The 23,424-nt window shown below is 63.4% G+C and carries 19 protein-coding genes and 2 pseudogenes; 6 read left to right on the forward strand and 15 right to left on the reverse strand.

Annotated features, from left to right (window positions below; genetic code table 11):
- Positions 1-6: 6 nt before the first annotated feature.
- The 5 genes from ACSKB8_RS19685 to ACSKB8_RS19705 are packed head-to-tail and all read right to left on the reverse strand — an operon-like array spanning position 7 to position 6,671.
- A complete protein-coding gene (locus ACSKB8_RS19685) occupies positions 7-537 on the reverse strand; it encodes a gluconokinase (RefSeq protein WP_438105806.1) in 531 nt (176 codons plus the stop codon).
- Positions 524-1,273: a 6-phosphogluconolactonase gene (gene pgl / locus ACSKB8_RS19690; protein ID WP_438105808.1), complete on the reverse strand. Its 750-nt coding sequence runs from the start codon at positions 1,271-1,273 to the stop codon at positions 524-526. Before pgl ends, ACSKB8_RS19685 begins: the two co-directional genes overlap by 14 nt.
- A complete protein-coding gene (gene zwf / locus ACSKB8_RS19695; RefSeq protein WP_091879631.1) occupies positions 1,270-2,781 on the reverse strand; it encodes a glucose-6-phosphate dehydrogenase in 1,512 nt (503 codons plus the stop codon). Before zwf ends, pgl begins: the two co-directional genes overlap by 4 nt.
- A gap of 28 nt (positions 2,782-2,809) precedes the next feature.
- Positions 2,810-3,808 (reverse strand): phosphogluconate dehydrogenase (NAD(+)-dependent, decarboxylating), encoded by a 999-nt coding sequence (gnd, locus tag ACSKB8_RS19700; RefSeq protein WP_438105810.1) that lies wholly within the window; start codon positions 3,806-3,808, stop codon positions 2,810-2,812.
- A gap of 13 nt (positions 3,809-3,821) precedes the next feature.
- Entirely contained in the window at positions 3,822-6,671 is a 2,850-nt protein-coding gene (locus ACSKB8_RS19705) for a bifunctional transaldolase/phosoglucose isomerase (RefSeq protein WP_438105812.1), read from the reverse strand.
- Positions 6,672-6,880: 209 nt separating this feature from the next.
- Here ACSKB8_RS19705 and ACSKB8_RS19710 point away from each other — a divergent pair, with 209 nt between their 5' ends.
- From ACSKB8_RS19710 to ACSKB8_RS19725, 4 genes are all read left to right on the forward strand, one after another.
- Positions 6,881-7,114, forward strand: coding sequence for a hypothetical protein (locus ACSKB8_RS19710; RefSeq protein WP_438105814.1), 234 nt, complete (start codon positions 6,881-6,883; stop codon positions 7,112-7,114).
- 398 nt (positions 7,115-7,512) lie between these two features.
- Positions 7,513-9,456, forward strand: coding sequence for a PrkA family serine protein kinase (locus tag ACSKB8_RS19715; protein ID WP_438105815.1), 1,944 nt, complete (start codon positions 7,513-7,515; stop codon positions 9,454-9,456).
- A gap of 19 nt (positions 9,457-9,475) precedes the next feature.
- A complete protein-coding gene (locus ACSKB8_RS19720) occupies positions 9,476-10,753 on the forward strand; it encodes a YeaH/YhbH family protein (protein ID WP_370989490.1) in 1,278 nt (425 codons plus the stop codon).
- Complete coding sequence (locus ACSKB8_RS19725; protein WP_370989431.1) at positions 10,750-12,288, forward strand: SpoVR family protein; 1,539 nt, start codon at positions 10,750-10,752, stop codon at positions 12,286-12,288. The genes ACSKB8_RS19720 and ACSKB8_RS19725 overlap by 4 nt, the downstream gene beginning before the upstream one ends.
- A gap of 258 nt (positions 12,289-12,546) precedes the next feature.
- On the opposite strand, the gene ACSKB8_RS19730 is transcribed toward ACSKB8_RS19725, so the two are convergent.
- From ACSKB8_RS19730 to ACSKB8_RS19755, 6 genes are all read right to left on the reverse strand, one after another.
- Positions 12,547-12,984 carry a DUF1801 domain-containing protein gene (locus ACSKB8_RS19730; protein ID WP_438110592.1) on the reverse strand — a complete coding sequence of 146 codons (438 nt, stop codon included), beginning with the start codon at positions 12,982-12,984 and terminating at the stop codon, positions 12,547-12,549.
- Positions 12,985-12,996: 12 nt separating this feature from the next.
- Positions 12,997-13,200 (reverse strand): hypothetical protein, encoded by a 204-nt coding sequence (locus ACSKB8_RS19735; RefSeq protein WP_370989432.1) that lies wholly within the window; start codon positions 13,198-13,200, stop codon positions 12,997-12,999.
- 43 nt (positions 13,201-13,243) lie between these two features.
- The gene (locus ACSKB8_RS19740) at positions 13,244-13,663 is read right to left on the reverse strand and encodes an SRPBCC family protein (protein ID WP_370989433.1); all 420 of its coding nucleotides are present in this window, start codon (positions 13,661-13,663) and stop codon (positions 13,244-13,246) included.
- Positions 13,660-13,983, reverse strand: a complete 324-nt coding sequence (locus ACSKB8_RS19745; protein WP_438105818.1) for an ArsR/SmtB family transcription factor — start codon at positions 13,981-13,983, stop codon at positions 13,660-13,662. Before ACSKB8_RS19745 ends, ACSKB8_RS19740 begins: the two co-directional genes overlap by 4 nt.
- Positions 13,984-14,189: 206 nt before the next feature.
- Positions 14,190-14,639 carry a DsrE family protein gene (locus ACSKB8_RS19750; protein ID WP_438105820.1) on the reverse strand — a complete coding sequence of 150 codons (450 nt, stop codon included), beginning with the start codon at positions 14,637-14,639 and terminating at the stop codon, positions 14,190-14,192.
- Between the two features lie 37 nt (positions 14,640-14,676).
- Positions 14,677-15,255, reverse strand: coding sequence for a hypothetical protein (locus tag ACSKB8_RS19755; protein WP_438105821.1), 579 nt, complete (start codon positions 15,253-15,255; stop codon positions 14,677-14,679).
- Between the two features lie 439 nt (positions 15,256-15,694).
- On the opposite strand from ACSKB8_RS19755, the pseudogene ACSKB8_RS19760 reads away from it, so the two are divergent.
- Positions 15,695-17,106: pseudogene (locus tag ACSKB8_RS19760) on the forward strand (SUMF1/EgtB/PvdO family nonheme iron enzyme).
- A gap of 17 nt (positions 17,107-17,123) precedes the next feature.
- Positions 17,124-17,573, forward strand: a complete 450-nt coding sequence (locus ACSKB8_RS19765) for a DUF4399 domain-containing protein (RefSeq protein ID WP_438105823.1) — start codon at positions 17,124-17,126, stop codon at positions 17,571-17,573.
- Here ACSKB8_RS19765 and ACSKB8_RS19770 read toward each other — a convergent pair.
- The 4 genes and pseudogenes from ACSKB8_RS19770 to ACSKB8_RS19785 all read right to left on the reverse strand — a co-directional run bounded on the left by ACSKB8_RS19770 (position 17,574) and on the right by ACSKB8_RS19785 (position 23,423).
- Positions 17,574-18,630, reverse strand: a pseudogene (locus ACSKB8_RS19770) (2-oxoacid:ferredoxin oxidoreductase subunit beta). It lies immediately after the preceding gene.
- Positions 18,631-18,802: 172 nt separating this feature from the next.
- The gene (locus ACSKB8_RS19775) at positions 18,803-20,650 is read right to left on the reverse strand and encodes a 2-oxoacid:acceptor oxidoreductase subunit alpha (RefSeq protein WP_370989438.1); all 1,848 of its coding nucleotides are present in this window, start codon (positions 20,648-20,650) and stop codon (positions 18,803-18,805) included.
- Positions 20,620-22,419: an FAD-dependent oxidoreductase gene (locus ACSKB8_RS19780; protein ID WP_438105825.1), complete on the reverse strand. Its 1,800-nt coding sequence runs from the start codon at positions 22,417-22,419 to the stop codon at positions 20,620-20,622. The genes ACSKB8_RS19775 and ACSKB8_RS19780 overlap by 31 nt, the downstream gene beginning before the upstream one ends.
- Positions 22,420-22,745: 326 nt before the next feature.
- Positions 22,746-23,423: a hypothetical protein gene (locus ACSKB8_RS19785; protein ID WP_438105827.1), complete on the reverse strand. Its 678-nt coding sequence runs from the start codon at positions 23,421-23,423 to the stop codon at positions 22,746-22,748.
- Position 23,424: the final 1 nt, after the last annotated feature.

Below are 23,424 nucleotides of genomic sequence, written 5' to 3' on the forward strand. Positions count from 1 at the left end.
TTGGCCTCAGCGCTTCGCCCCGCCCAACCTCAATTGCCGCACCACGCCGTCCACGATCGCCTCGACGGATTCGTCGATCGAGACGGTGATGGCGTGCTCGCCGGCCTCCGGCGGCTCCAGCGTGTTGAACTGGCTGGTCAGCAGCTCGGGCGGCATGAAATGACCCTTGCGGTGCGCGAGCCGCTCGGCGATCAGCTCCTTGGTGCCCTTCAGGAAGACGAAGCGGACGTCGTCGCGACCACGCAGCAGCACGTCACGATAGGCGTGTTTCAGCGCCGAGCAGGCGATGATGACGTGCTCGCCGCGCCCGCAGACCCGTGCGATCTCGTCGGCGATGGCGTTGAGCCAGGGCCAGCGGTCTTCGTCGGTGAGCGGATGGCCCGCCTTCATCTTCTCGACATTGCTGGCGGGATGAAAGCTGTCGCCGTCCTCGAAGCGCCAGCCAAGGCGCTGGCCGAGCGCTTCCGCGATCGTGCTCTTGCCCGAGCCAGACACGCCCATCACGATCAATGCACAAGGTGCTTCAACGCCCGCCACGAATTCCCTCCGGAAGCGCGGCCTGGTCGACCAGCCAGACGGTCTCACCATTCGAGCGCGCGCGTAACGCCGGCAGAGTCTCGCCATTGAGGAGGCGCGTCAAGATCGCCTGCTTGTCGTGCCCGGCAATCTCGAACAGCATTTCGCGGCAGGAGGCCAGAACGGGCAAGGTGAGCGAGACCCGCGGTACGAAAGGCGCGACATTGGCCTTGGGCACCCCGATGACCCAGCGTTCGGTCTCCTCGATTTCGGGATAGCCGGGAAACAGCGAGGCGGTGTGGCCGTCCGGCCCCGCGCCCATCAGGATCATGTCGAACAGCGGCCGCGCCGAATTGAGCCGGTCAGCGCCGTAGAAGGCTTGCAGCTCGTGCGCATAGGCCTCGGCGGCGCGATCGGGATTTTCGGTCGTGGTCGGGATCGGGTGGATATGGCCTGAGGGGGCACTGCGGTCAAGAAATGTCGCGCGGGCCACCGCCATGTTGTTGAGGGAATCGCTTTCCGGCACGAAACGCTCGTCGCCGATGAACCAGTGCACGCGCTCCCACGGAATTTTTTCGCGCCAGGCATCGCTGCCAAGCAGTTGATGGAGCTTCTTCGGGCTGGAGCCGCCGGTGAGGCAGATTGCGATGCGCGAGGGGTTGGCGGCGATCCGCGCCATCACCCGTTCGACCGCGGTCTGCGCCAGCGCCTCGGCGTCGGCCGCGACGATCAGCTTCGGCTGCTCGGCCGCCATCACGAGTACTTCCGCCAGCTTCGTCCGTCGCGCCGGAGCAGCTCGTCCGCGCAGGCCGGGCCATCGCTGCCGGCTTGATAGGTCTCGATGCCGTTGGTGCCCGCACTTTTCCAGGCGTCCAGGAACGGCTGCACCGCCTGCCATCCGGCCTCGATACCGTCGGCGCGCTGGAACAGGATGTTGTCGCCGATCATGCAGTCGTAGAGCAGCGTCTCGTAGCCGGTCGAGGGATCGGCGCGGAAATAGTCACCATAGCGGAACTTCATTTCGACGCCGTCGATGGTGACGCTCGGTCCCGGGATCTTGGCGTTGAACTGGAGCTCGATGGTCTCGGTTGGCGCGATGCCGATGGTGAGGAAGTTCTGCGACAGGCGGTCGACTGTCGTGCCTGAGAACATCGACAGCGGCGCCTGCTTGAACTTGATCGCGACCTCCGTGCGCTTGTGGCCCAGCGCCTTGCCGGTGCGCAAATAGAACGGCACGCCGGCCCAGCGCCAATTGTCGATCATCAGCTTCAGCGCGACAAAGGTCTCGGTGGTGCTGCCGGGCTTGACGTCCGCCGTGGTGCGATAGTCCGGAATCTCCTCGTCGCCGACGCGGCCCGCGAGATACTGCGCGCGCACCGAGCTCTTCAGCGCTTCTTCTTCGCTCGGCCGCTGGATCGCGGTGAGCACTTCGGCCTTCTCGGAGCGGACCGAATGCGCGTCGAAGCGGCTCGGTGGCTCCATCGCCACCAACGACATCAGCTGGAACAGATGGTTCGGCACCATGTCGCGCAGCGCACCGGTGGCATCGTAGAAGCCGCCGCGGTGGCCGACGCCGAGCTTCTCCTCCACCGTGATCTGGACGTGGTCGATATGGTTGCGATTCCAGATCGGCTCGAACATGCCGTTGGCGAAGCGCAGCACCAGGATGTTCTGCACCGTCTCCTTGCCGAGATAATGATCGATCCGGTAGATCTGGTGCTCGTCCATGATCTTCAGCAGTTCGGCATTCAGCGCGCGCGCCGAGGCGAGATCGGTGCCGAACGGCTTCTCGATCACCAGCCGCCGCCAAGCGCCGTTCTGCTTCGTCAAGCCGGTGCGTCCGAGCTCGCGCGCGGTCGGCGCGAAAGCCGCGGGCGGGGTCGCGAGGTAGAACAGCCGGTTGCCGCCGGTGCCTCGCGCGCATTCCAGCGAATCCAGATGCTCGCGCAAGCGATCGAAGGAGGGCGGATCCTTCGCATCGGCCTCGACGAAAGTCACGCATTGCAGCAGCTGTTTTGCGACGTCGTCGTCGACCGGGCGGGTTGCAAACTCGCGCAGGCCCTTCATCAGGCTGTCGCGTAGCTCGCCATCCGATTGAGCCTTGCGGCCAACGCCGACGACGCAGAATTTCTCCGGCAAAAGGTCCTCGGCGGCGAGATTGTAGAGCGATGGCATCACCAGCCGATGGGTCAGGTCGCCGGTCACGCCAAAGATGACGAAGGCGCAATTTTCCGGCTTGCGCTTTGGCTGCGGGTCTTTTGTCACGAATTATCGGCCTTCGCTTGAGTAGGTTTTACTTCGGCTTCGGCGCTCCGGGCTGCTTCGGCTCCTTGTGACCGCCGAACCCTGCGCGCATCGCGGAGAGAATTTTCTCGGCAAAGGTGTGTTCCTTGCGGGAACGGAAACGTGTGTAGAGTGCCGCGGTCAGGACCTCGGCGGGCACCGCCTCGTCGATCGCCGCATTCACGGTCCAGCGTCCTTCGCCGGAATCCTCGACGAAGCCGGAATATTCCGACAATGCCGGGCTGTCGGCGAGCGCCGTCGAGGTGAGGTCGAGCAGCCAGGACGGGATCACGCTGCCGCGCCGCCACACCTCGGCAATGTCGGCGAGATCGAAATCGTAGCGATGGTCCGCCGGCAGCGCCTCGATATTGGCGTTCTTGAGGATGTCAAAACCTTCGGCATAGGCCTGCATCAGGCCGTATTCGATGCCGTTATGGATCATCTTGACGAAATGGCCGGCCCCGACGGGGCCTGCATGGATGTAGCCCTGCTCGATGCGGGGATCGCGGCCCTCGCGCCCCGGCGTGCGCGGAATGTCGCCGCCACCGGGCGCGAGCGCGGCGAAGATCGGATCGAGCCGGTCGACCACCGGTTTCTCGCCGCCGATCATCATGCAATAGCCGCGGTCGAGCCCCCAGACGCCGCCTGACGTGCCGACGTCGACATAGTGGATGCCGCGCTCCTTCAGCGCCTTGCCGCGGCGGACGTCGTCCTGCCAGAAGGTGTTGCCGCCGTCGATGATGACATCGCCAGCCTGCATCACGCCCGCGATCGTGTCGATCGTGGTCTCGGTGATGCGCCCAGCCGGTAGCATCACCCAGGCCGTGCGCGGCCGCTCCAGTTTCGAGATGAAATCCTCAAGCGTCGCGGAACCGACTGCGCCGTCTGCGGCCAGGCCGGCGACGGCCTTGGCGTCCTTGTCGTAGACCACGGTCGAATGGCCGTGACGCATCAGGCGGCGAACGATGTTGCCGCCCATCCGGCCGAGGCCGATCATGCCGAGTTGCATGTGAAAGCTTCCTTTAGTTCAGTGCATCGTTAAGCGCCGCATTGAGCGCCACGAGACCTTTCTTGAGCCCGCCCTTGAGGTGGACGCGCAGCGCGCGCCGGCCGCGTTCGGTAAGCACGTCGAAATCGCCGCGCGCCTGTGCTGCCTTGATCACGCCAAAGCTCGCCTTCTGGCCCGGCACCGGAAGGTCCTTGCCGTCGTCTGCCGTGATCTGGAGGAACACGCCGCTGTCCGGTCCGCCCTTGTAGGCCTGCCCCGTGGAGTGCAAGAAGCGCGGCCCGAACTCGGCGCAGGTCGCGACATGCCGCTTCTCGCGCACTTCGAGCCGCATGGCCTGGAGCGCGTCGATGGTCGCCTTGTCCCGCGCGATGTAGCCGAGCAGGGCGACATAGTCGCCATGACCCGAGCGCGACAGATGCGCCTTCAGCCACGAGGTGAGGTCGCCATTGGCGCCGGCGGCACGCAGCGCCGTGGCGTTGGCCTCATCGGTGTAGAGGTCGGCTTCATCGGTGCTGACCACCGGCTCCTCGGCCGGCAGCGCGCCGGTCTTCTCGAACTCTGAAGTGAGCTCGCGGGTCTTGATCTTGGCCGCTTCCACGTCCGGCTGGTCGAACGGGTTGATGCCGAGAATGCTGCCGGCCACGGCCGTCGCCATCTCGAAGCGGAAGAACTCCTGGCCGAGATGGTCGATCGACTTCATGACGATGCGCGCCACGGGATGGCCGGCCGCCTCGATCGCGGCAAGCTTGGAATCATGGGCGGCGTCCGCCTCACCGTCGATGCGGATGTCGATGAAGAACCGGTCGTTGCCGTAGATTGCGGGTTCGCCCAGCGGCTCGCCTTCGATCGGGATCAGGCCCTTGCCCTCCTTGCCGGTCGATTCCGCGATCAGCTGCTCGGCCCAGGCGCCGAAATCGGCGATCTTCTTCGATGACAAGATCGTCACCTTGTCGCGGCCTTCGAGGCCGGCGAGGCCCATGGCAAGGCCGAGCTGTACGCCCGGGTTCTCGGATGGCGGCACGTCCGGCCCGCAGGAGCGGGCCATCGCGAGCGCATGCTTGACGAAGGTCTTGACGTCGATGCCCGCGGTCGCCGCCGGCACCAGGCCGAACGGCGAGAGCACCGAATAGCGGCCGCCGATCGTGGGCTCGCCATGGAAGATGCGGGCGTAGTTCAGCTTCTTCGCCGCCTTCTCCAGCGACGAGCCGGGATCGGTGACCGCGATGAAGCGATGGCCGGTCTTCACCTTCGGCCCGACCGCCTTGGCAACCTGCTCATGGAAATAGTCCTTCATCGCGTTCGGCTCGGTGGTGCCGCCGGACTTGCTGGAGACGATGAAGACGGTGTTTGCGATGTCGATCTTCGCCTCCATCGCCCGCACCTGCGCCGGATCGGTGGAATCCAGCACATGCAGTTTCGGGAAGCCGGGCTTTTTCCCAAAGGTCTCGGCCAGCACCTCCGGCCCGAGGCTCGATCCGCCCATGCCGAGCACGACGGCGTCCGAGAATTTTTGGCCCTTCACGCGGCCCGCATAGTCCTCATAGTCGGCGATATCGGCCTTGGCGGCGCTGTCGAGCCAGCCGAGCCATTTGTCCTCATCGGTGCCGGTCCAGACCGACTTGTCGCGCTGCCACAGCCTGCGGATTTTGGCGGATGCGCGCCATTCCTCGGTGCTCTTGGCCACGGCCTTGCCGAGCCCGTCACCGAGCGAGAGAAGCTGGCGGTCGAGCGCGGGCCCGAGCACGACGGCGCGCTTATGGGCGACGGCGCCATAGAGCTTGTCGGCGGCGTCGGCGAACAGCTTGACGCCGTCCTTGACGAGTTCCTCGGTGATCGCATCGAGCGAGATGCCGGAGCGCTCCAGTTCCTCCAGCACGCGCCTTGCGTCGTCGACATTCTCCTCCAGGGAGTCGCGCAGCTTGCCATGGTCGCGGAACGCCTCCAGCGTCGCCGGCGGCATCGTATTGATGGTGTCGGGGCCGATCAGCTCCTCGACATAGAGGACGTCGCTATAGTCCTTGTTCTTGGTGCCGGTGGAGGCCCACAGCATGCGCTGCGGCTTGGCGCCCTTGGCGGCGAGCTTCTCCCAGCGCGGGCCGGAGAACAGGCGCTTGTAGTCCTGGTAGGCGAGCTTGGCATTGGCGATCGCGACCCTGCCCTTCAGCGCTGCGAGGCGCTCCTTTTCGCTGGGGTCGTTGGCGCGGGCGATCTTCTCGTCGAGCTGCTTGTCGACCAAGGTGTCGATCCGGCTGACGAAGAAGCTCGCGACGCTCGCCACATGCGACGGATCGCCGCCGCCTGCGACGTATTTTTCCAGACCGGCGAGGTAGGCCTCGGCGACATCAAGATAGACCTCCTTTGAGAACAGCAGCGTGATGTTGATGCTGATGCCCTCGCCAATGAGCTGCTCGATCGCCGGCAGGCCCTCCGGCGTCGCCGGCACCTTCACCATCAGGTTCTTGCGATCGACGTCCTTCCAGAGCCGTCGCGCCTCGGCGACCGTGCCGGCCGTATCCATCGCCAGATAGGGCGAGACCTCCAGGCTGACATAGCCGTCGCGTCCCTCGAGCCGGTTGTAGACCGGGCGCAGCACGTCGGCGGCGTTCTGGATGTCCTCGACCGCGACGGCCTCGAACAGGTCGGCCACGGTCCGGTCGCCGCGTTTCAGCGCCTTGCCGATCGAGGCGTCATATTCGTCCGAGCTGCCGATCGCCTTCTCGAAAATCGAGGGATTGGAGGTGACGCCCTTGACGCCGTCGGTGTCGATCAGTCGCTTCAGGTCGCCCTTGGCGATGAAGCCACGGGCCAGGAAGTCCAGCCAGACGGCTTGTCCGTGCTTTTCCAGTTCTTTGACGGGATTCATGATGTTTATTTATCTCCAAGCCTGCGGGCGAGGGGTTTCCCGCGCCGGTCCTGACGCGCTATCCTCTAGCCTACATGCTCCCGGGAGGGAACCAATCAAGAGGATAAGCGTCATACCCTCGGGTGTAACTCCGTCGCGATCATGGCGATCCAGGCGGCCGTAGGTGTGTTGGGTAAAGGGTGTCGGCTGGGCCTCGCCAGTCAGCGGTTGTGTGGCGTGCGATCGACAGATTCCGGGGCGTCGGTGGATTTGTCGCGAACGGCCATGCGGGGGAAGCATGCACGCACATCATGGTGGTGCCCGCTGTCACTGACAGCCTCCGCATCGGCAATGAATTTCTGCCGTCGGATTTGATTGCAGAGATCTCTGCTGAAGAATGTCGCGACCACAAGATGATCGTGCTGACGCCCACGCTGGCCTTGCGGCCGATTTTGTTACACTGATGCGGTCTTGCCGCGACGGTCACGCAGCCGACGGTCCATGCACTGCGTTGCAGCAGGAAGATGAACGCGGCGCTCAAGGCTTCGCCGTACAAGGGTCATAAGATCGCCGCTGGCAGATCGCTATGCTGCAGCGCCGGATGGTCCAATCCCCGGTAATGCCCGGATGTTGCGACCAAGTGACATTTCCTGGAAATGAGCCAATATGGATGTAGATTCGCTCAAATTACAGGCATGTGCCTGTTCGTAACTCAACGAGTGCCTACGTTGTGCATTGCGTCGAGTCGTTACCCGGGTGTCCAATGATCGTCATGTGCTCACGCTGATTCGAAACGGCCTGAGGAACGGTCCGGTAACTGCTTTCGTTTCAGCTTGTAGCGGAACTCACGCGGAGAGGGATCATGTACAACAATTCTCTATTCAACGCTTTCGCTCGGTCGTTCGAGGCGAGAAGCCAGCACGACATGTCGATGGCGGAATATCTGGAATCGTGTCGAAGCGATCCCATGAAATACGCGAATGCGGCCGAACGACTACTAGCGGCGATTGGTGAGCCCCAGACGATTGACACGGCCAAGGACCCACGCCTTGGCCGCATTTTTTTGAACCGCACGATCCGCACCTATCCGGCCTTCGCCGGCTTCTACGGCATGGAAGAAACCATCGAGCGCATCGTCGGCTTCTTCCGTCACGCCGCGCAAGGCCTCGAAGAGCGCAAGCAGATCCTCTATTTGCTCGGCCCTGTCGGCGGCGGCAAATCATCGCTCGCCGAGCGGTTGAAGTCGCTGATGGAAGTGCAGCCCATCTACGTGCTGAAGGCCGGCGACGAGCTCTCGCCCGTGTTCGAGAGCCCGCTCAGCCTGTTCGATCCCGATCAGCTCGGGCCGATGCTGGAGGAGAAGTACGGCATTCCGCGCCGCCGCCTCACCGGCCTGATGAGCCCGTGGTGCTACAAGCGGCTGGAATCCTTCGGCGGCGACATCTCGCAATTCCGCGTTGCCAAGATCCAGCCGTCGCGGCTGCGCCAGATCGCGGTCGCCAAGACCGAGCCCGGTGACGAGAACAACCAGGACATCTCCTCGCTGGTCGGCAAGGTCGACATCCGTAAGCTCGAGACCTACGCGCAGAACGATCCCGACGCCTACAGCTATTCCGGCGGCCTCAACCGCGCCAACCAGGGCATCCTCGAATTCGTCGAGATGTTCAAGGCGCCGATCAAGATGCTGCATCCGCTGCTGACCGCGACGCAGGAAGGCAACTACATCGGCACCGAGAATATCGGCGCGATCCCCTTCACCGGCATCATCCTCGCGCACTCCAATGAAGCCGAGTGGTCGAGCTTCAAGGCCAACAAGAACAACGAGGCGTTCATCGACCGCATCTGCGTCATCAAGGTGCCGTACTGCCTCAGGGTCACCGAAGAGCAGAAGATCTACGAGAAGCTGATCCAGGGTTCCGAGCTCGCCTCGGCTCCTTGTGCGCCTTCGACGCTGGAGACGCTGGCGCGGTTCTCGGTGATGTCGCGCCTGCGCAAGCACGAGAACTCCACCCTGTTCGGCAAGATGCGGGTCTATGACGGCGAGAGCCTGAAAGAGTCCGATCCGAAGGCGCGCAGCGTCCAGGAATATCGCGATGCCGCCGGCGTCGACGAGGGCATGGACGGGGCCTCCACCCGCTTCGCCTTCAAGGTGCTGGCTGCGACCTTCAACCACGACCCGCAGGAGGTCGCCGCCGACGCCGTGCACCTGATGTACGCGCTGGAGCAGGCGATCCGCCGCGAGCAGCTTCCGGAGGAAACCGAGAAACGTTATCTCGAATTCATCAAGGCGGAGCTCGCACCGCGCTATGCCGAGTTCATCGGCAACGAGATCCAGAAGGCCTACCTCGAATCCTACTCCGATTACGGCCAGAATCTGTTCGACCGCTATGTCGACTATGCCGACGCCTGGATCGAGGATCAGGACTTCAAGGATCCCGACACCGGCCAGCTGCTGGATCGCGAGTTGTTGAACCAGGAACTGACGAAAATCGAGAAACCGGCGGGCATTGCCAACCCGAAGGACTTCCGCAACGAGGTCGTCAAATTCTCGTTACGCTCGCGGGCCCAGAACGCTGGCAAGAATCCGACCTGGACCTCCTACGAGAAGATTCGCGACGTGATCGAAAAGCGGATATTCTCCCAGGTCGAGGACCTGCTTCCGGTCATCTCCTTCGGGTCGAAGAAGGACGGCGAGACGGAGAAGAAGCACGGCGAGTTCGTCGCACGCATGGTGGAGCGCGGCTACACCGAGCGTCAGGTTCGCCGGCTCGTCGAATGGTACATGCGCGTGAAGCAGGCCGGTTAAGGCGGATGGGACAGTGGCCATTCACATTATTGACAGGCGCCTGAATCCAGGCGGCAAGAGTCTTGAGAACCGGCAGCGGTTCTTGCGTCGGGCCAAATCCCTGGTGCAGGGCGCCGTCAAGAAGACCTCGCAGGAACGCGACATCAAGGATGTCCTGGAGGGTGGCGAGGTCACGATCCCGCTCGACGGCATGCACGAGCCGCGTTTCCGCCGCGAGGGCGGCACGCGCGACATGGTGCTGCCCGGAAACAAGAAGTTCGTCGAGGGCGACTATCTCCAGCGCTCCGGCCAGGGCAGCGCCAAGGATTCCGGTCCCGGCGAAGGCGACAGCGAGGACGCGTTCCGCTTCGTGCTGAGCCGCGACGAGTTCGTCGACCTCTTCCTCGACGACCTCGAGCTGCCGGATCTTGCCAAGCGCAAGATCGCGCAGACCGAGAGCGAGGGCATCCAGCGCGCCGGCTACACCACCTCGGGCTCGCCCGCCAACATCTCGGTGAGCCGGACGGTGCAGCTCGCGCTCGCCCGCCGCATCGCGCTCCGGCGTCCCCGCAAGAGCGAGATCGATGAGCTGGAAGCCGAGATCGCCGCCTGCACCGACGAGGACGTGCGCGCCGAGCTGCTGGCCAAGCTCGAAAAGCTCAAGGCGAAGTCCAAGCGCATCCCCTTCATCGATCCGCTCGACATCCGCTATCGCCGCTTCGAGACGGTGCCGCGGCCGGTAGCGCAGGCCGTGATGTTCTGCCTGATGGACGTGTCGGGCTCGATGTCCGAGCACATGAAGGATCTGGCCAAGCGCTTCTATATGCTGCTCTACGTGTTCCTGAAGCGCCGCTACAAGCACGTCGAGATCGTCTTCATCCGCCACACCGACCGCGCCGAGGAGGTCGACGAGCAGACCTTCTTCTACGGCCCGGCCTCGGGCGGCACGCTGGTCTCCAGCGCGCTCCAGGCGATGCACGAGATCGTGCGCGAGCGCTTCAATCCGGCGGACTGGAACATCTACGCCGCGCAAGCCTCCGACGGCGACAATTCCTATTCCGACGGCGAGCTCACGGGCCTGCTGCTGACCGACAAGATCCTGCCGGTCTGCCAGTTCTTTGCCTATCTCGAGGTCGGCGAGTCCGGGGGGAGCGCCTTCGATCTCTCTGACTCCTCACTCTGGACCCTCTATGAGCGCCTGCGCGGCAGCGGCGCACCGCTCTCGATGCGCAAGGTGTCGGAACGCAGCGAGATCTTTCCGGTGTTCCACGACCTGTTCCAGCGCCGCGAAACCAGCCAGGAGAAGGCCGCTCCATGACGGAACGCTTGTTCGAAGGCGCGGATTGGGATTTTCGCACCTTGCAGCGCATCACCGATGCCTGCGAGGAGGTCGCGTTGAAGGATCTCGGCCTCGACGTCTATCCGAACCAGATCGAGGTCATCACCGCCGAGCAGATGCTGGATGCGTACTCGTCGGTCGGCATGCCCTTGTTCTACAAGCACTGGTCGTTCGGCAAGCATTTTGCGTTTCACGAGGCCTCCTATCGCAAGGGCCTGATGGGCCTTGCCTATGAGATCGTGATCAACTCCTCGCCCTGCATCTCCTACCTGATGGAGGAGAACACGGCGACGATGCAGACGCTGGTGATCGCGCATGCCGCCTTCGGCCACAACCACTTCTTCAAGAACAACTATCTGTTCAAGCAGTGGACCGATGCCGACGGCATCCTGGATTATCTCGACTTCGCCAAGAATTATGTCGCAAGCTGCGAAGAGCGCTACGGCCGCATCGAGGTCGAGCGCACGCTCGACGCTGCACACGCGCTGATGTCGCACGGCATCGACCGCTATCCCGGCAAGAAGAAGCTCGATTTGCGCGCCGAAGAGAAGCGGGCAGGGCGGCGCCGTCAGCATGAGGAGGAGGTCTTCAACGACCTCTGGCGCACAGTCCCGAAGGGCGCCGCCAAGAGCCGGTCCGCGCTCAGCATCGAACGCCGCCGCAAGCTGCTCGGCCTGCCGCAGGAGAATTTGCTCTATTTCCTGGAGAAGAGCGCACCGCGGCTGGCGCCGTGGCAGCGCGAGCTGCTGCGCATCGTGCGCCACATCGCGCAATATTTCTATCCGCAGAGCCAGACCAAGGTCATGAACGAGGGGACGGCGACCTACGTCCACTACCGCATCATGACCATGCTGCACGAGCGAGGCCGCATCACCGACGGCAACTTCCTCGAATTCCTGGGATCGCACACCAACGTGGTGTTCCAGCCCGAGTTCGACGATCCACGCTTCTCCGGCTTCAATCCCTATGCGCTCGGTTTTGCCGTGATGCAGGACATCGAGCGCATCGTCACCAAACCGGAAGACGAGGACCGTGAATGGTTCCCGGACATCGCCGGCAGGGGCGACGTGATGGGCGTGCTGCGCGACGTCTGGGCCAATTACCGCGATGAAAGTTTTATCGGCCAGTTCCTAAGCCCCAGGCTGATGCGGCACTTCCGCATGTTCCACCTGCATGACGATCCCGAGGAGCGCGCGGGAATCCGGGTCGATGCCATCCACGACGAGCGCGGCTTTCGCCGCGTCCGCCGCGAGCTGGCGCGGCAGCACGACGTCGGCTTCATCGACGCCAATATCGAGGTGGTCGACGTCGATCTCTCCGGCGACCGCCGGCTGATCCTGCATCACCATGTCATCAAGGGCTCGCAGCTCAACGAGACCGACGCCAAGCGCGTGCTTCAGCACCTGGCCGATCTCTGGACCTACGACGTCTCGCTGATCGAGGTCGACGCCAACGACAAGGTCCTGCGCGAATACGTCGTAAGCCCGCGCCCGATCCCGGCGGCGGTAGCCTGAGGCGGCCGTCCACGTGGAGCATAACGCGAGATGCGCGTTAAATGTGCCCTCTCCCCATGTGGGAGAGGGCGGCGAAGCCGGTAGATACAAGCTCAATGGGGTGAGGGGTATCTCTCCACACCTTCCCTGCCGATCGAGCCCCCTCATCCGGCGCCATAGCCGAAGCTTCGCTTCGGCGTTCTCGAGAACGGCGGCCGGCGGCCGCCTATGCCACCTTCTCCCACAAGGGGAGAAGGAAAGACGTTCGTTGCTGCATCGCTATGCGGAGCGTTTCGCCGGCTTCTTCTTCGACGCATTCAACTCCACCGCCGCGCGAATGAGCGCCTTCAACGCCTTCTCGTTGATCTTCTCGCCCTCGCGAATATCGATCGAGCGCCGCACGTTGCCGTCGAGGCTGGAATTGAACAGCCGCGCGGGATCCTCCAGCGCCGCGCCCTTGGCAAAGGTCATCTTCACCACTTCCTTGTAGGTCTCGCCGGTGCAGATGATGCCGTCGTGCTCCCACACGGGAACGCCGCGCCATTTCCATTCCTCGACGATATCAGGGTCGGCTTCCTTGATCAGGCCACGGATCCGCCCCAGCATCTCGCCGCGCCAGTCGCCGAGCTCCTTGATCCTGCCGTCGATCAGCTTGGAGGGGGAAGCCCCATTCGCTTCCTTCGCGCCAGCCTTCTTCGCCGTCACAGTCTTCTTCATCATCTCGCCTCGTTACGCGTTGCTGCGGCTGACATAGGGCCGCGCGAACAGATATAACCCGGTCGCGAGCAACGGAATGAGTGGGACGAGCGCCAGGAAGCCGATCCAGACGGCCTGGATCTGAATGATCATCGCCACGATGTTGGCGATGACGGCGAGCGTGAAAGCCATCGACAGCCAGCGATGAATCTGCCGAATCCACATCTGCGTGCTCATTGGGACCTCCTTCTACATTGATCGGAATGGACGGCCGGCGGAGCTAGCCTGTCCGCGCCAGCAGGTCATCAAGCTTGGCAAAGAACTGCTTCCAGCCGGCATGCGCGCCGCCATAGGCCTGCTTCTGCGTCGGGCTGAAGCCCGCTTGCTCGACGCGCAGATGCGTGCCGGCGCCGGTCGGCGTCAGCGTGAAGGTCACGATGCTTTTCAGGTCGAACGCCGCATCCTCATGCGAGAAATTCCAGGTGTAGGCGAGCGTCTTTTGCGGCTCGATGGTGAGCACCTCGCAGTCGAGCACGCCGCCCCATTCGCCGCGCAGATTGAAGCGATGGCCGACGACCGGCTTGAAGTCGTTCTTCATCAGCCATTCCTCGATCAGATGCGGCTGCGTCAGCGCGCGCCAGAGCCGCTCCGCCGGAAAGGCAAATTCGCGTTCGACGACTACGGAGCGTGTTTCGTTCATTGGTCCATCCTCTTCAGGAGATCGTCGAGCGCGTCGAGCCGGTTCTGCCAGAAGCCGGCCATCTGGCTGGTCCAGTCGATCAGCGGATTGAGCGCACCGGGCTGCGCGCTGTAATGAGTCTGGCGTCCTTCATGGCGGTCGCGCACGAGGCCGGCCTGCTTCAAGGCGCCGAGATGCTTCGAGACCGCCGGCTGGGACACGCCCGACCGCGCCGTCAGTGCCCCGACCGTCTGCTCGCCGTCCCGGCACAGCCGCTCGAAGATCGCCCGCCGGGTCGGATCGGCGAGTGTCCTGAACAGGAGGTCGTGAGTGGCGGACATACGAGATCCATAACCGGTAAGTTATGGATTAACTCATAACTGTGGAGTTATGGATAAGTCAAGTGCGAGGATGTGGCTCTCGCTCGCGCAACGCCGTCATTGCGAGCGTAGCGAAGCAATCCAGAATTCCTCCTCAGAGACAGCCTGGATTGCTTCGTCGCAAGGGCTCCTCGCAATGACGGAAAACGTGGCGGCGCCGCGCAGCCTTACGGCCGCAAATACAAATACCCCTGCGCCTGCAGCTCAGCCAAACGGACCACGCCGCCTTTCTCCGCGCTGACGAAGCCCGGCAACAACTCCTTCAGTGAGACGTTTTGCGCTTTCATCGTGTTGCCGCAGGCGGCGAGCTCGACGCCGTCCTTGGAGAAGTCACCGACACGCTTGCTGACGTCGGGGTTGGCCTGCGCCGCGTGAAACGCCTTCAGCGCCGGTCCGTGGATCACCAGCGCGATCGTGACATGGTCGGGACCACCGACGCCGTCGATGTGGTTCTGGATGTTGCCGAGCACGAAATTGACCTTCTCGGCGTCGCTGAGGTGATAGGCCACCTTGAGCTTGTTGCCCGCGCTTGCCTCAGTGGCGGCTTGTGCACGCGAGGCGCCAAACGCCGCGCCCAAAGCGGAGACGGCGCTCCACAACATGTTCCGGCGATTCATGGCGATCTCCCTCGACCAAGACTTTGCCGGACACATATCATTTGTGACGCAGCGCGGCGAGCTCCTTGCGGTCGGTCACGAGCGAAGCGCACTCGCTGGTGTCGGTGCGGTCGAGGCGGAAGATCTTGTCGTCGGCGCCGGCGACCAGCGATTGCTCCGCCTCGTCATCCGGCTTGTTGTTCTGCCAGACCCTGACCTGTTCGAGCCGGATGATCGCGGACTTGTTGTCCTTGGAGAGCGCCACCTCGATCCCGCCGCCCTCGCAGTCGACGCCGCAGCCCATGCGGACCTCGTCCCCCTGACTGAGAAGCACCGCATGACTGCCGCACGAGCCGCTGGAGTCGAAATCGCCCGAGCGATGGCGATAGCGAAAACCGAGGCGGAAGGAATTGTGCAGCTGCTTGTCCTCCTTGTCGGTTTCCGCCGAGATCAGCAGTTTCATGGAAGCGACTTTCTGCTTGGGATGCCGCGCCAGATGCTCGGCATCGTAGCGGCGGACGAAGCAGGCATAGGCCTTGTCAGCAGGCGCTCCCGCATAGAGCCGCGCATTGAAGGCGTCGGCGGCGACGCTGGTTAGCACAGCCAAAATGAGGGCAGCAAAGATGGAGAGCTTCATGATGACCTCGAGCGCGTGACAACCTTGCCGCAGCAGGACAGAACTCCTGTCTGTTAGACGCAGGCGAGGTGCATCGCGTTCAAGCTTCAGAAGTCGCTTCGTGCGAGCATCGCGGCGCCGACTTGGGCCAGTGGTTTCGCGCCGGGCCTTAGTCATTGATGGGATCAAGAAGGTTCAAGCGGTGCCGCGCCCTGATGCTGCGGAACCCGATGCCGGCGATTGCTGCGACATTGTCTTGGTTCGTCAATGTGATAGCTTTCACAGACGACCGCCTTTGGCAGTCGTAAGCTGGGACTGCCTTGTAAGCTGTGGAGTTCCCCGCATGGGCGAAATTCGCAACTTCAGATCCGGCAACCAGGATGAGCCGCCTCCACACGGCCCCATGCCTCGCCGTCTTGCGGCGATCATCGTCGGTGACATCGCTTCCTACAGCCGCATCATGCAGGCCGACGAGGAGGGGACGCATGTCCGCGTCAAGCGCATCGAGCGCGATATCATCCAGCCCACCATCATCGAGCACCATGGAAGTCTGGTGAAGACGACGGGCGATGGCTTCATCGCCATTTTCGATAGCCCTGTTGAGGCCGTTCGCTGCAGTATCGTCATCCAGCAGAACCTCATCGGCCGCAACGCCTCGCTTCCGAAGCATTCGCGCCTCGAATACCGGATTGGCGTCAATCTCGGCGATGTGATCGTAGAGCCGGACGACGTCTATGGCGACGGCGTCAACATCGCCACGCGCATTGAGGGCATTGCCGAGCCCGGCCAGGTCTATATCTCGGGCGCGATTTACGAGCAGATCAAGCACAAGGTGGTGTGCGGCTATGAATCGCTCGGGGATCGCAAGGTCAAGAACATCACGGATCCGGTGCGGATCTATCGCGTGCTGCCGGATGCCGATGCGGTCGGCAGGACGCGAAGCCGGCGCGAGAGCGTCCTGCTATTTCTTCTGATCACGGCATTGCTGGTGATTGCCGGCTACGTGCTTTGGTACGTGCTGACGCAGCCCGGCAGGATGGGCGAGCAGGCCGCCACGCCAACCGCTTCCCCAGCCGCGACACCGATCCCGCAGCCGTCGCCGCGCGAGGCGGCGACGCAGGCGACACCGCAACCGTCTCCGTCATTGGCTTCTGCCCCTCCGTCGTCGTCACCGGTGCCCAGCCCATCGGCGACGCCACCTCGCGAACCCGAGATGATCGGCATTCGCGGCGGCAGCTTCGCGATGGGAAGCAATGACGATCCGACCGAGCGGCCTGTCCACCAGGTCACGATCAAGCCGTTCTCGATCGGAAAATATCCGGTGACGGTGCAGGAATGGAACGAGTGCGCCGCCGCCAAGGCGTGCGGATTCACCGCCACCGGCAAGGACGATTCCCCGTCAGCAATGTGAGCTGGACCGACGCGCAGCAATATGCAGCCTGGCTCGCGCAGGCGACGAAGAAGCCCTACCGGCTTCCGAGCGAAGCCGAATGGGAATATGCGGCGCGCAGTGGAACGCAGACCAAATATTGGTGGGGCGACAAGCTTCAGCCGGGCATGGCCGGATGCAAGGATTGCGGTGATCTTGCGGCCGAGCAGCCGGCCAAGGTCGGCAGCTTCAAGCCCAATCCATTCGGACTCTACGACATGGGCGGCGGCATCGATCAGTGGGTCGAGGACTGCTGGCACAGGACCTATCAGGGCGCGCCGAGCGACGGCTCGGCGTGGAGCAGCGCGGACTGCAGCTCTCATGTTCTGCGGTCGGGCTCCTGGAAGAACGATTCAAGATATGTCCGGCCGTCAAACCGCGATGGTTACGACACCAATGTTCGTTACCCCACGCATGGATTCCGTGTCGCGCTCAGTCCATAAGTGCTGGAGTAGATTTGATGAAGATCATTTCCTGTGTCGCGCTCGCGGCCGCGATCGCATTGCTCCCGGGCGCGGCCTACTCGCAGGGCAAGAGCGCGCACAAGGACGCCAAACTCTATTTCATCACGCCGCATGACGGGCAGAAAGTTCGCGGTGGATTCTGGGTCCGGTTCGGCTTACGCAACATGGGCGTGACGCATGCCGGCGATGACTACCAGAACGCCGGTCATCACCATCTACTGGTCGACGTCAACGATCCCATCGATCCCAAGGAGCCGATCCCGCAAGACAAGTCGCACCTGCACTTCGGTGCAGGGCAGACCGAAACCATGCTGGACCTTCCGCCGGGCACCCACACGCTGCAGCTGGTGCTCGGCGACGCCAAGCACTATCCGTTCGTGCCGCCGGTCGTGTCGGAGAAGATTACGATACGCGTCAGGCCGCTTGCTTCAGCGCGGAGTAAATGATCACCGCAGGCTCGCGTTGATCTTGTCCAGCACCGCCGAGCCCGGGCACAGCGCATCCGCCTCCAGCGTGTTGAGCGGCGTCTCGACCGTGTTGAGATGCTCGTGCAGGTCTTCCGCGTCGGGGTCGACATAGAGCAGGCCGGTGACGATCTGCCCCTTGGCGGCGTGCTTTTGCAGGAAGGTCATCGCGCCCAAGCGGTCATGCGGATCGTAGTCGGCGTCGATCTTGCGCAGCGCGACCTTGCTGCCGTCGTGCTGTTCCACCACTTGCACCGTGCCCGGCGCATAGTCCACCGCGATCGGATCGCGGTCGACCAGGACGTCGAGCCGGTTCACCGCGTCATTGTGCTCGCGGACATAGTCGAAGCTCTTGGTCGAGCCGGCATGGTTGTTGAAGGCGATGCAGGGGCTGATGACGTCGATGAACGACGCGCCCTTGTGGCGGATTGCGGCCGCGATCAGCGGCACGAGCTGGGTCTTGTCGCCGGAGAAGCTGCGCGCGACGAAGGTGGCACCGAGTTGCAGCGCGATCGCGACGAGGTCGATGGCGTTGTCGGTGTTGGTGACGCCCTTCTTGCTCTTCGAGCCGCGGTCAGCGGTGGCCGAGAACTGGCCTTTGGTCAGGCCGTAGACGCCGTTGTTCTCGACGATATAGGTCATGTTGACGGCACGCCGGATCGAATGCGCGAACTGGCCGAAGCCGATCGAGGCGGAATCGCCGTCGCCGGAGACGCCGAGATAGATCAAATCGCGGTTGGCGAGGTTGGCGCCTGTCAGCACGCTGGGCATGCGGCCATGCACGGAGTTGAAGCCGTGTGAGTTGCCGAGGAAATAGTCCGGCGTCTTTGACGAGCAGCCGATGCCGGAGATCTTTGCGACCCGATGCGGCTCGATCGAGAGCTCATAGCAGGCCTCGATGATCGACGCCGTGATCGAAATCGTGGCCGCAGCCGGCGCACAGCGTCGAGATCTTGCCCTCGTAGTCGCGCCTTGTATAGCCGAGCTCGTTCTTCTTCAGCCCGGGATGATGGAATTTAGGCTTTGCGATGTAGGTCATGACAGTCTCTCTCTGCTCCCTCTCCCCGCTCTTCGCGGGGAGAGGGTTGGGGTGAGGGGCTCTTTCGACGAGTTCGACTCGTGGAGAGTCCCCCTCACCCGGATTGCTGCGCAATCCGACCTCTCCCCGCACGCGGGGAGAGGTGATTGCATCCAATTCCTGCGCTCTATCATCATGACACGGCCTTGCGGAGCGGGGTCACCTTGAGGTGATCCTGATGGTCGCCAATGGCTTTTGCGATGAAGCGGGCGGTGATCGGGGTGCCGTCGTAATGCACGATCGGCACGAGGCGGACGGGATCGATGCCGTTCTCGTTGACGATGAGCTGGCGGAGTTGGCTGTCGCGGTTCTGCTCGACCACGTAGACGAAGTCGTGCTCGGCGAGGAAGCTCGCCACGCTGGAGTGGAACGGGAAGGCGCGAATGCGCAGACGGTCGAGCTGGTGCCCGCGCGCCTCGAGCAGCCCGACCGCCTCGTCCATCGCCGGCGAGGTCGAGCCGAAATAGATCACGCCATATTTGGTCGGCCGTTCCGCATTGGCCTGCAGCGGCCGCGGTACGAGGTCCTGCGCGGTCTCGAACTTGCGCACCAGGCGCTGCATGTTGTCGGCGTAGACCGTGCCTTCCTCGGAGTAGCGCGCATAGCGGTCGCGCGAGGTGCCGCGGGTGAAGTAGGAGCCCTTGGTCGGATGTGTCCCGGGATAGGTCCGGTAGGGGATGCCGTCGCCATCGACGTCGAGATAGCGGCCGAAGTCGCGGCCTTCCTCCAGCATCTCCGCCGTCATGATCTTGCCGCGGTCATATTGCCGGGCATCGTCCCATTTCAGTGGGCGGCAGAGCCGATGGTTCATGCCGATGTCGAGGTCGAGCATCAGGAAGATGGTGGTCTGCAGCCGTTCGGCGAGGTCGAACGCGGCGGCGGCGAACTCGAACGCTTCGGCGGGATCTTCCGGGAACAGCAGCACATGCTTGGTGTCGCCGTGCGAGGCATAGGCGCAGGCGATGATGTCGCACTGCTGGGTGCGCGTCGGCATGCCCGTCGAGGGGCCGGCGCGCTGGATGTTCATGATCACGGCCGGAATCTCGGCAAAGTATGAGAGGCCGATGAACTCGGTCATCAAGGAGATGCCGGGGCCCGAGGTCGCGGTGAAGGCGCGGGCGCCGTTCCAGGAGGCACCAATGACGATACCGATCGAAGCCAGCTCGTCCTCGCCCTGCACGATCGCGTATTTCGCCTTGCCGGTTTCGGGATCGTGGCGGTACTTCTTGCAGTGGGCGGTGAAGGCCTCCGCCACCGACGAGGACGGCGTGATCGGATACCAGGCGCACACGGTGGCGCCGCCATAGACCGCGCCGAGCGCGGCGGCGCTATTGCCCTCGATGAAGATGCGATCGCCGACCTTGTCGGACTTCTTCACCCTGAGCCCGATCGGGCATTTCAGGTTTTGCAGCGCCCAGTCGCGGCCGAGATGCAGCGCGTGGACGTTGGAGGAGAGCAGCTTCTCTTTGCCCTTGTACTGCTCGCCGATTAGCTGCTCGATCAGCTTCGGATCCATATCGAGCAGCGCACTGAGGCTACCTAGATAAATGATGTTCTTGAACAGCTGGCGCTGGCGCGGATCGGTATAGGTCGAATTGGTGATCGCGGTGAGCGGCACGCCGATCACGGTGATGTCGTCGCGGAACTTGGTCGACGGCATCGGCTTGGTGGAATCGTAGAACAGGTAGCCGCCGGGCTCGATGCCGGCGACGTCCTTGTCCCAGGTCTGCGGATTCATCGCCACCATCATGTCGACGCCGCCGCGGGCGCCGAGATGGCCGTCCTCCGTCACCCGCACCTCGTACCAGGTCGGCAAGCCCTGGATGTTGGAGGGGAAGATGTTGCGTGGGGAGACCGGAACGCCATGGCGCAGGATCGCGCGCGCGAACATCTCGTTGGCGCTGGCCGAGCCCGAGCCGTTGACGTTGGCGAAGCGGACGACGAAGTCGTTTACGCTGCTGAGCGGCTTTTTGTCGGGCATGTCGAACCTGCGTGGGTCATCTCGATGAAATATTTCTGCATGTCCCAGGCGCCGGTGGGACAACGCTCCGCGCACAGCCCGCAATGCAGGCAGACGTCCTCGTCCTTCACCATCACGCGCCCGGTCTTGAGATCCGAAGAGACGTAGAGATCCTGGTCCGGATGCGGTGCGGGCGCCTTCAGGCGATGGCGCAGGTCGTTTTCCTCGCCGTTATCGGTGAAGGTGATGCAATCCATCGGGCAGATGTCGGCGCAAGCATCGCACTCGATGCAGAGCGAGGTCGAGAACACGGTCTGCACGTCGCAGTTCAGGCAGCGATGCGCCTCGCCGAGCGCGAGCTTGACGTCGTAGCCGAGCTCGACCTCGGCGCGGATGTCCTTCAGCGCGACGACCTTGTCGCGATGCGGCACCTTGAAGCGCTTGTCGATCGAGATGTCGTTGTCATAGCTCCATTCGTGGATGCCCATCTTCTGCGAGGAGATTTGCACCTCCGGCAGCGGGCGTTCGCTGACATCCTCGCCCGAGAGCAGTTTGTGGATCGACAGCGCGGCGTCATGGCCGTGCGCGACCGCCCAGATGATGTTCTTGGGGCCGAACGCAGCGTCACCGCCGAAGAACACCTTTGGATTGGTCGAGACGAAGGTCTCCGGATCGACCTTGGGCATATGCCATTTGTCGAACTCGATGCCGCAATCCTGCTCGATCCACGGAAAGGCGTTCTCCTGGCCGACCGCGACCAGCACGTCGTCGCATTCGAAGGTCTGGTCGGGCTCGCCTGATGGAACGAGATTGCGGCGGCCCTTGGCGTCGTATTCGGCCTTCACCTTCTGGAAAGTGATGCCGGTGAGCTTGCCATTGTCGTGGATGAAGGCGACGGGGACGAGGAAGTTGAGGATCGGGATGTCCTCGTGGATCGCGTCTTCCTTTTCCCAGGGCGAGGCCTTCATCTCCTCGAAGCCGGAGCGCACGACGACCTTGACGTCTTCGCCGCCGAGCCGGCGCGCGGTGCGGCAGCAATCCATCGCGGTGTTGCCGCCGCCGAGCACGATCACGCGCTTGCCTATTCTGTCGGTATGGCCGAACGACACCGAGGCCAGCCATTCGATGCCGATATGGATGTTGGCGGCGGCTTCCTTGCGGCCGGGAATGTCGAGCTCGCGGCCGCGCGGCGCGCCGGAGCCGACGAAGATCGCGTCGTATTTCTCCGCGAGCAGCGCCTTCATGCTGTCGATGCGGTGGCCGCCCTTGAAGTCGACGCCGAGACCCAGGATGTAGCCGGTCTCCTCGTCGATCACCGAGTTGGGCAGGCGGAATTTCGGGATCTGCGTCCGCATCATGCCGCCGGCTTCGGGATCGGCGTCGAACACGGTGCAGTGATAGCCGAGCGGCGCGAGATCGCGCGCCACCGTCAGCGAGGCCGGGCCGCCGCCGACCAGCGCAACGCGCTTGCCGTTCTTCGCGGCTGGGCGCGGCAGGCGCTGCCTGATGTCGTCCTTGAAGTCGGCGGCGACGCGCTTGAGGCGGCAGATCGCGACCGGATTGTCCTCGACGCGCCCGCGCCGGCACGCCGGCTCGCACGGACGATCGCAGGTGCGTCCCAAAATTCCAGGGAACACGTTCGATTTCCAATTGATCATGTAGGCGTCGCTGTAGCGGCCTTGGGCGATCAGTCGGATATATTCGGGAACCGGGGTGTGCGCAGGACAGGCCCACTGGCAATCGACCACTTTGTGAAAGTAGTCGGGGGCCGCAATATCGGTCGGTTTCATTCCTACCCTGTCCGCGCAGGCCCCAAAGACCCCGCGGCCTTTTCTTGAGCTTGGCGAGCGCTTAATGCGCTTCGATCTGGTTTCTGAATGACGTCATTGGGTTAGCTTATTAGAACGGCTCCGAAGTACAACGGCAAATTTGCGCGATCACCGCCTTTCATGGGAGCTACGCGCGCACAGCATTAACGGCCGCGCGTGATGTGCGTGCGGTGCAGCATATTGCGATGCCTGTGAGTGTGCTAAAATTGGATGAGAGCCGATGGTTCACCTCTCCCGCAGGGAGAGGTGAAGCCCCGCCAACCGATCGAGTCTCACTTCATCATGCTCTAACCGCGCGGGATGTCGCTCTTGGCCAAATCCCACATCAGGCAATAGGTGCCGACGGAAACGGGAGGCGGCAGGGGCGAGGCGGCGGGGCCGGTGAAGCGCTCGGCGATGACGGCCGAGACGGCGCCGACATGCGTGCCGTCGATCAGCACGAACCAGTCGTGCGCGCCTTCATTGCGCACCGCCGGAATGTCCGCCGTTGCACCCGACAATGCGGGCTCGCTCTCCAGAAGATGCATGGAGATGATGCCGTCGCGCTGGTCCGGCGCCAGCTTGACGTGCAGAGCATCACGCCATCGCGTTGCGTTGTCGGGTGTCGGCCGCAGCCGCACCACGCCGAGCGCGGCGCCACGTCCGGTGCCGTTGCTGATGGTGACGCGCGCGACGACGCGGAGCATATCCTTGAAACGTGCCATGCATTGCCGCGACCAGTCGGTCGGGCTCGCGAGCCGCGCGCGGTAGGCGGGGCTATCGAGCACGTCGAGTGTGGCGGTCGAATACAGGCAGAGATATTTCGGATTGGCGGCATGCGCGACATAGCGCCGCGCCTCCAGGAATCCGTCGATCGCGACGCGTTCTTCCAGATGCTCGCGATCGTACCAGCGGTTGAAATCGGCCTCATCGGCCGCGTCGATGTTCATCGACGTCAGCAGCATGCCTTTCCCGGCGAGCGGCATT

Origin of the sequence: Bradyrhizobium sp. BR 1432 (genome assembly GCF_051547705.1) — a bacterium.
Lineage (GTDB): Bacteria > Pseudomonadota > Alphaproteobacteria > Rhizobiales > Xanthobacteraceae > Bradyrhizobium > Bradyrhizobium zhanjiangense.

Excerpts from the sequence above, each read along its gene's own strand:
- ACSKB8_RS19745 (WP_438105818.1), bottom strand. The coding sequence starts at position 13,983 with ATGTCCGCCACTCACGACCTCCTGTTCAGGACACTCGCCGATCCGACC.
- ACSKB8_RS19735 (WP_370989432.1), bottom strand. The coding sequence starts at position 13,200 with ATGAGCACGCAGATGTGGATTCGGCAGATTCATCGCTGGCTGTCGATG.
- ACSKB8_RS19765 (WP_438105823.1), top strand. The coding sequence starts at position 17,124 with ATGAAGATCATTTCCTGTGTCGCGCTCGCGGCCGCGATCGCATTGCTC.
- gnd (WP_438105810.1), bottom strand. The coding sequence starts at position 3,808 with ATGCAACTCGGCATGATCGGCCTCGGCCGGATGGGCGGCAACATCGTT.
- ACSKB8_RS19730 (WP_438110592.1), bottom strand. The coding sequence starts at position 12,984 with ATGAAGAAGACTGTGACGGCGAAGAAGGCTGGCGCGAAGGAAGCGAAT.
- ACSKB8_RS19785 (WP_438105827.1), bottom strand. The coding sequence starts at position 23,423 with ATGCCGCTCGCCGGGAAAGGCATGCTGCTGACGTCGATGAACATCGAC.
- ACSKB8_RS19725 (WP_370989431.1), top strand. The coding sequence starts at position 10,750 with ATGACGGAACGCTTGTTCGAAGGCGCGGATTGGGATTTTCGCACCTTG.
- ACSKB8_RS19755 (WP_438105821.1), bottom strand. The coding sequence starts at position 15,255 with ATGAAGCTCTCCATCTTTGCTGCCCTCATTTTGGCTGTGCTAACCAGC.
- ACSKB8_RS19715 (WP_438105815.1), top strand. The coding sequence starts at position 7,513 with ATGTACAACAATTCTCTATTCAACGCTTTCGCTCGGTCGTTCGAGGCG.
- ACSKB8_RS19740 (WP_370989433.1), bottom strand. The coding sequence starts at position 13,663 with ATGAACGAAACACGCTCCGTAGTCGTCGAACGCGAATTTGCCTTTCCG.
- ACSKB8_RS19780 (WP_438105825.1), bottom strand. The coding sequence starts at position 22,419 with ATGAAACCGACCGATATTGCGGCCCCCGACTACTTTCACAAAGTGGTC.
- ACSKB8_RS19750 (WP_438105820.1), bottom strand. The coding sequence starts at position 14,639 with ATGAATCGCCGGAACATGTTGTGGAGCGCCGTCTCCGCTTTGGGCGCG.
- ACSKB8_RS19705 (WP_438105812.1), bottom strand. The coding sequence starts at position 6,671 with ATGAATCCCGTCAAAGAACTGGAAAAGCACGGACAAGCCGTCTGGCTG.
- ACSKB8_RS19775 (WP_370989438.1), bottom strand. The coding sequence starts at position 20,650 with ATGCCCGACAAAAAGCCGCTCAGCAGCGTAAACGACTTCGTCGTCCGC.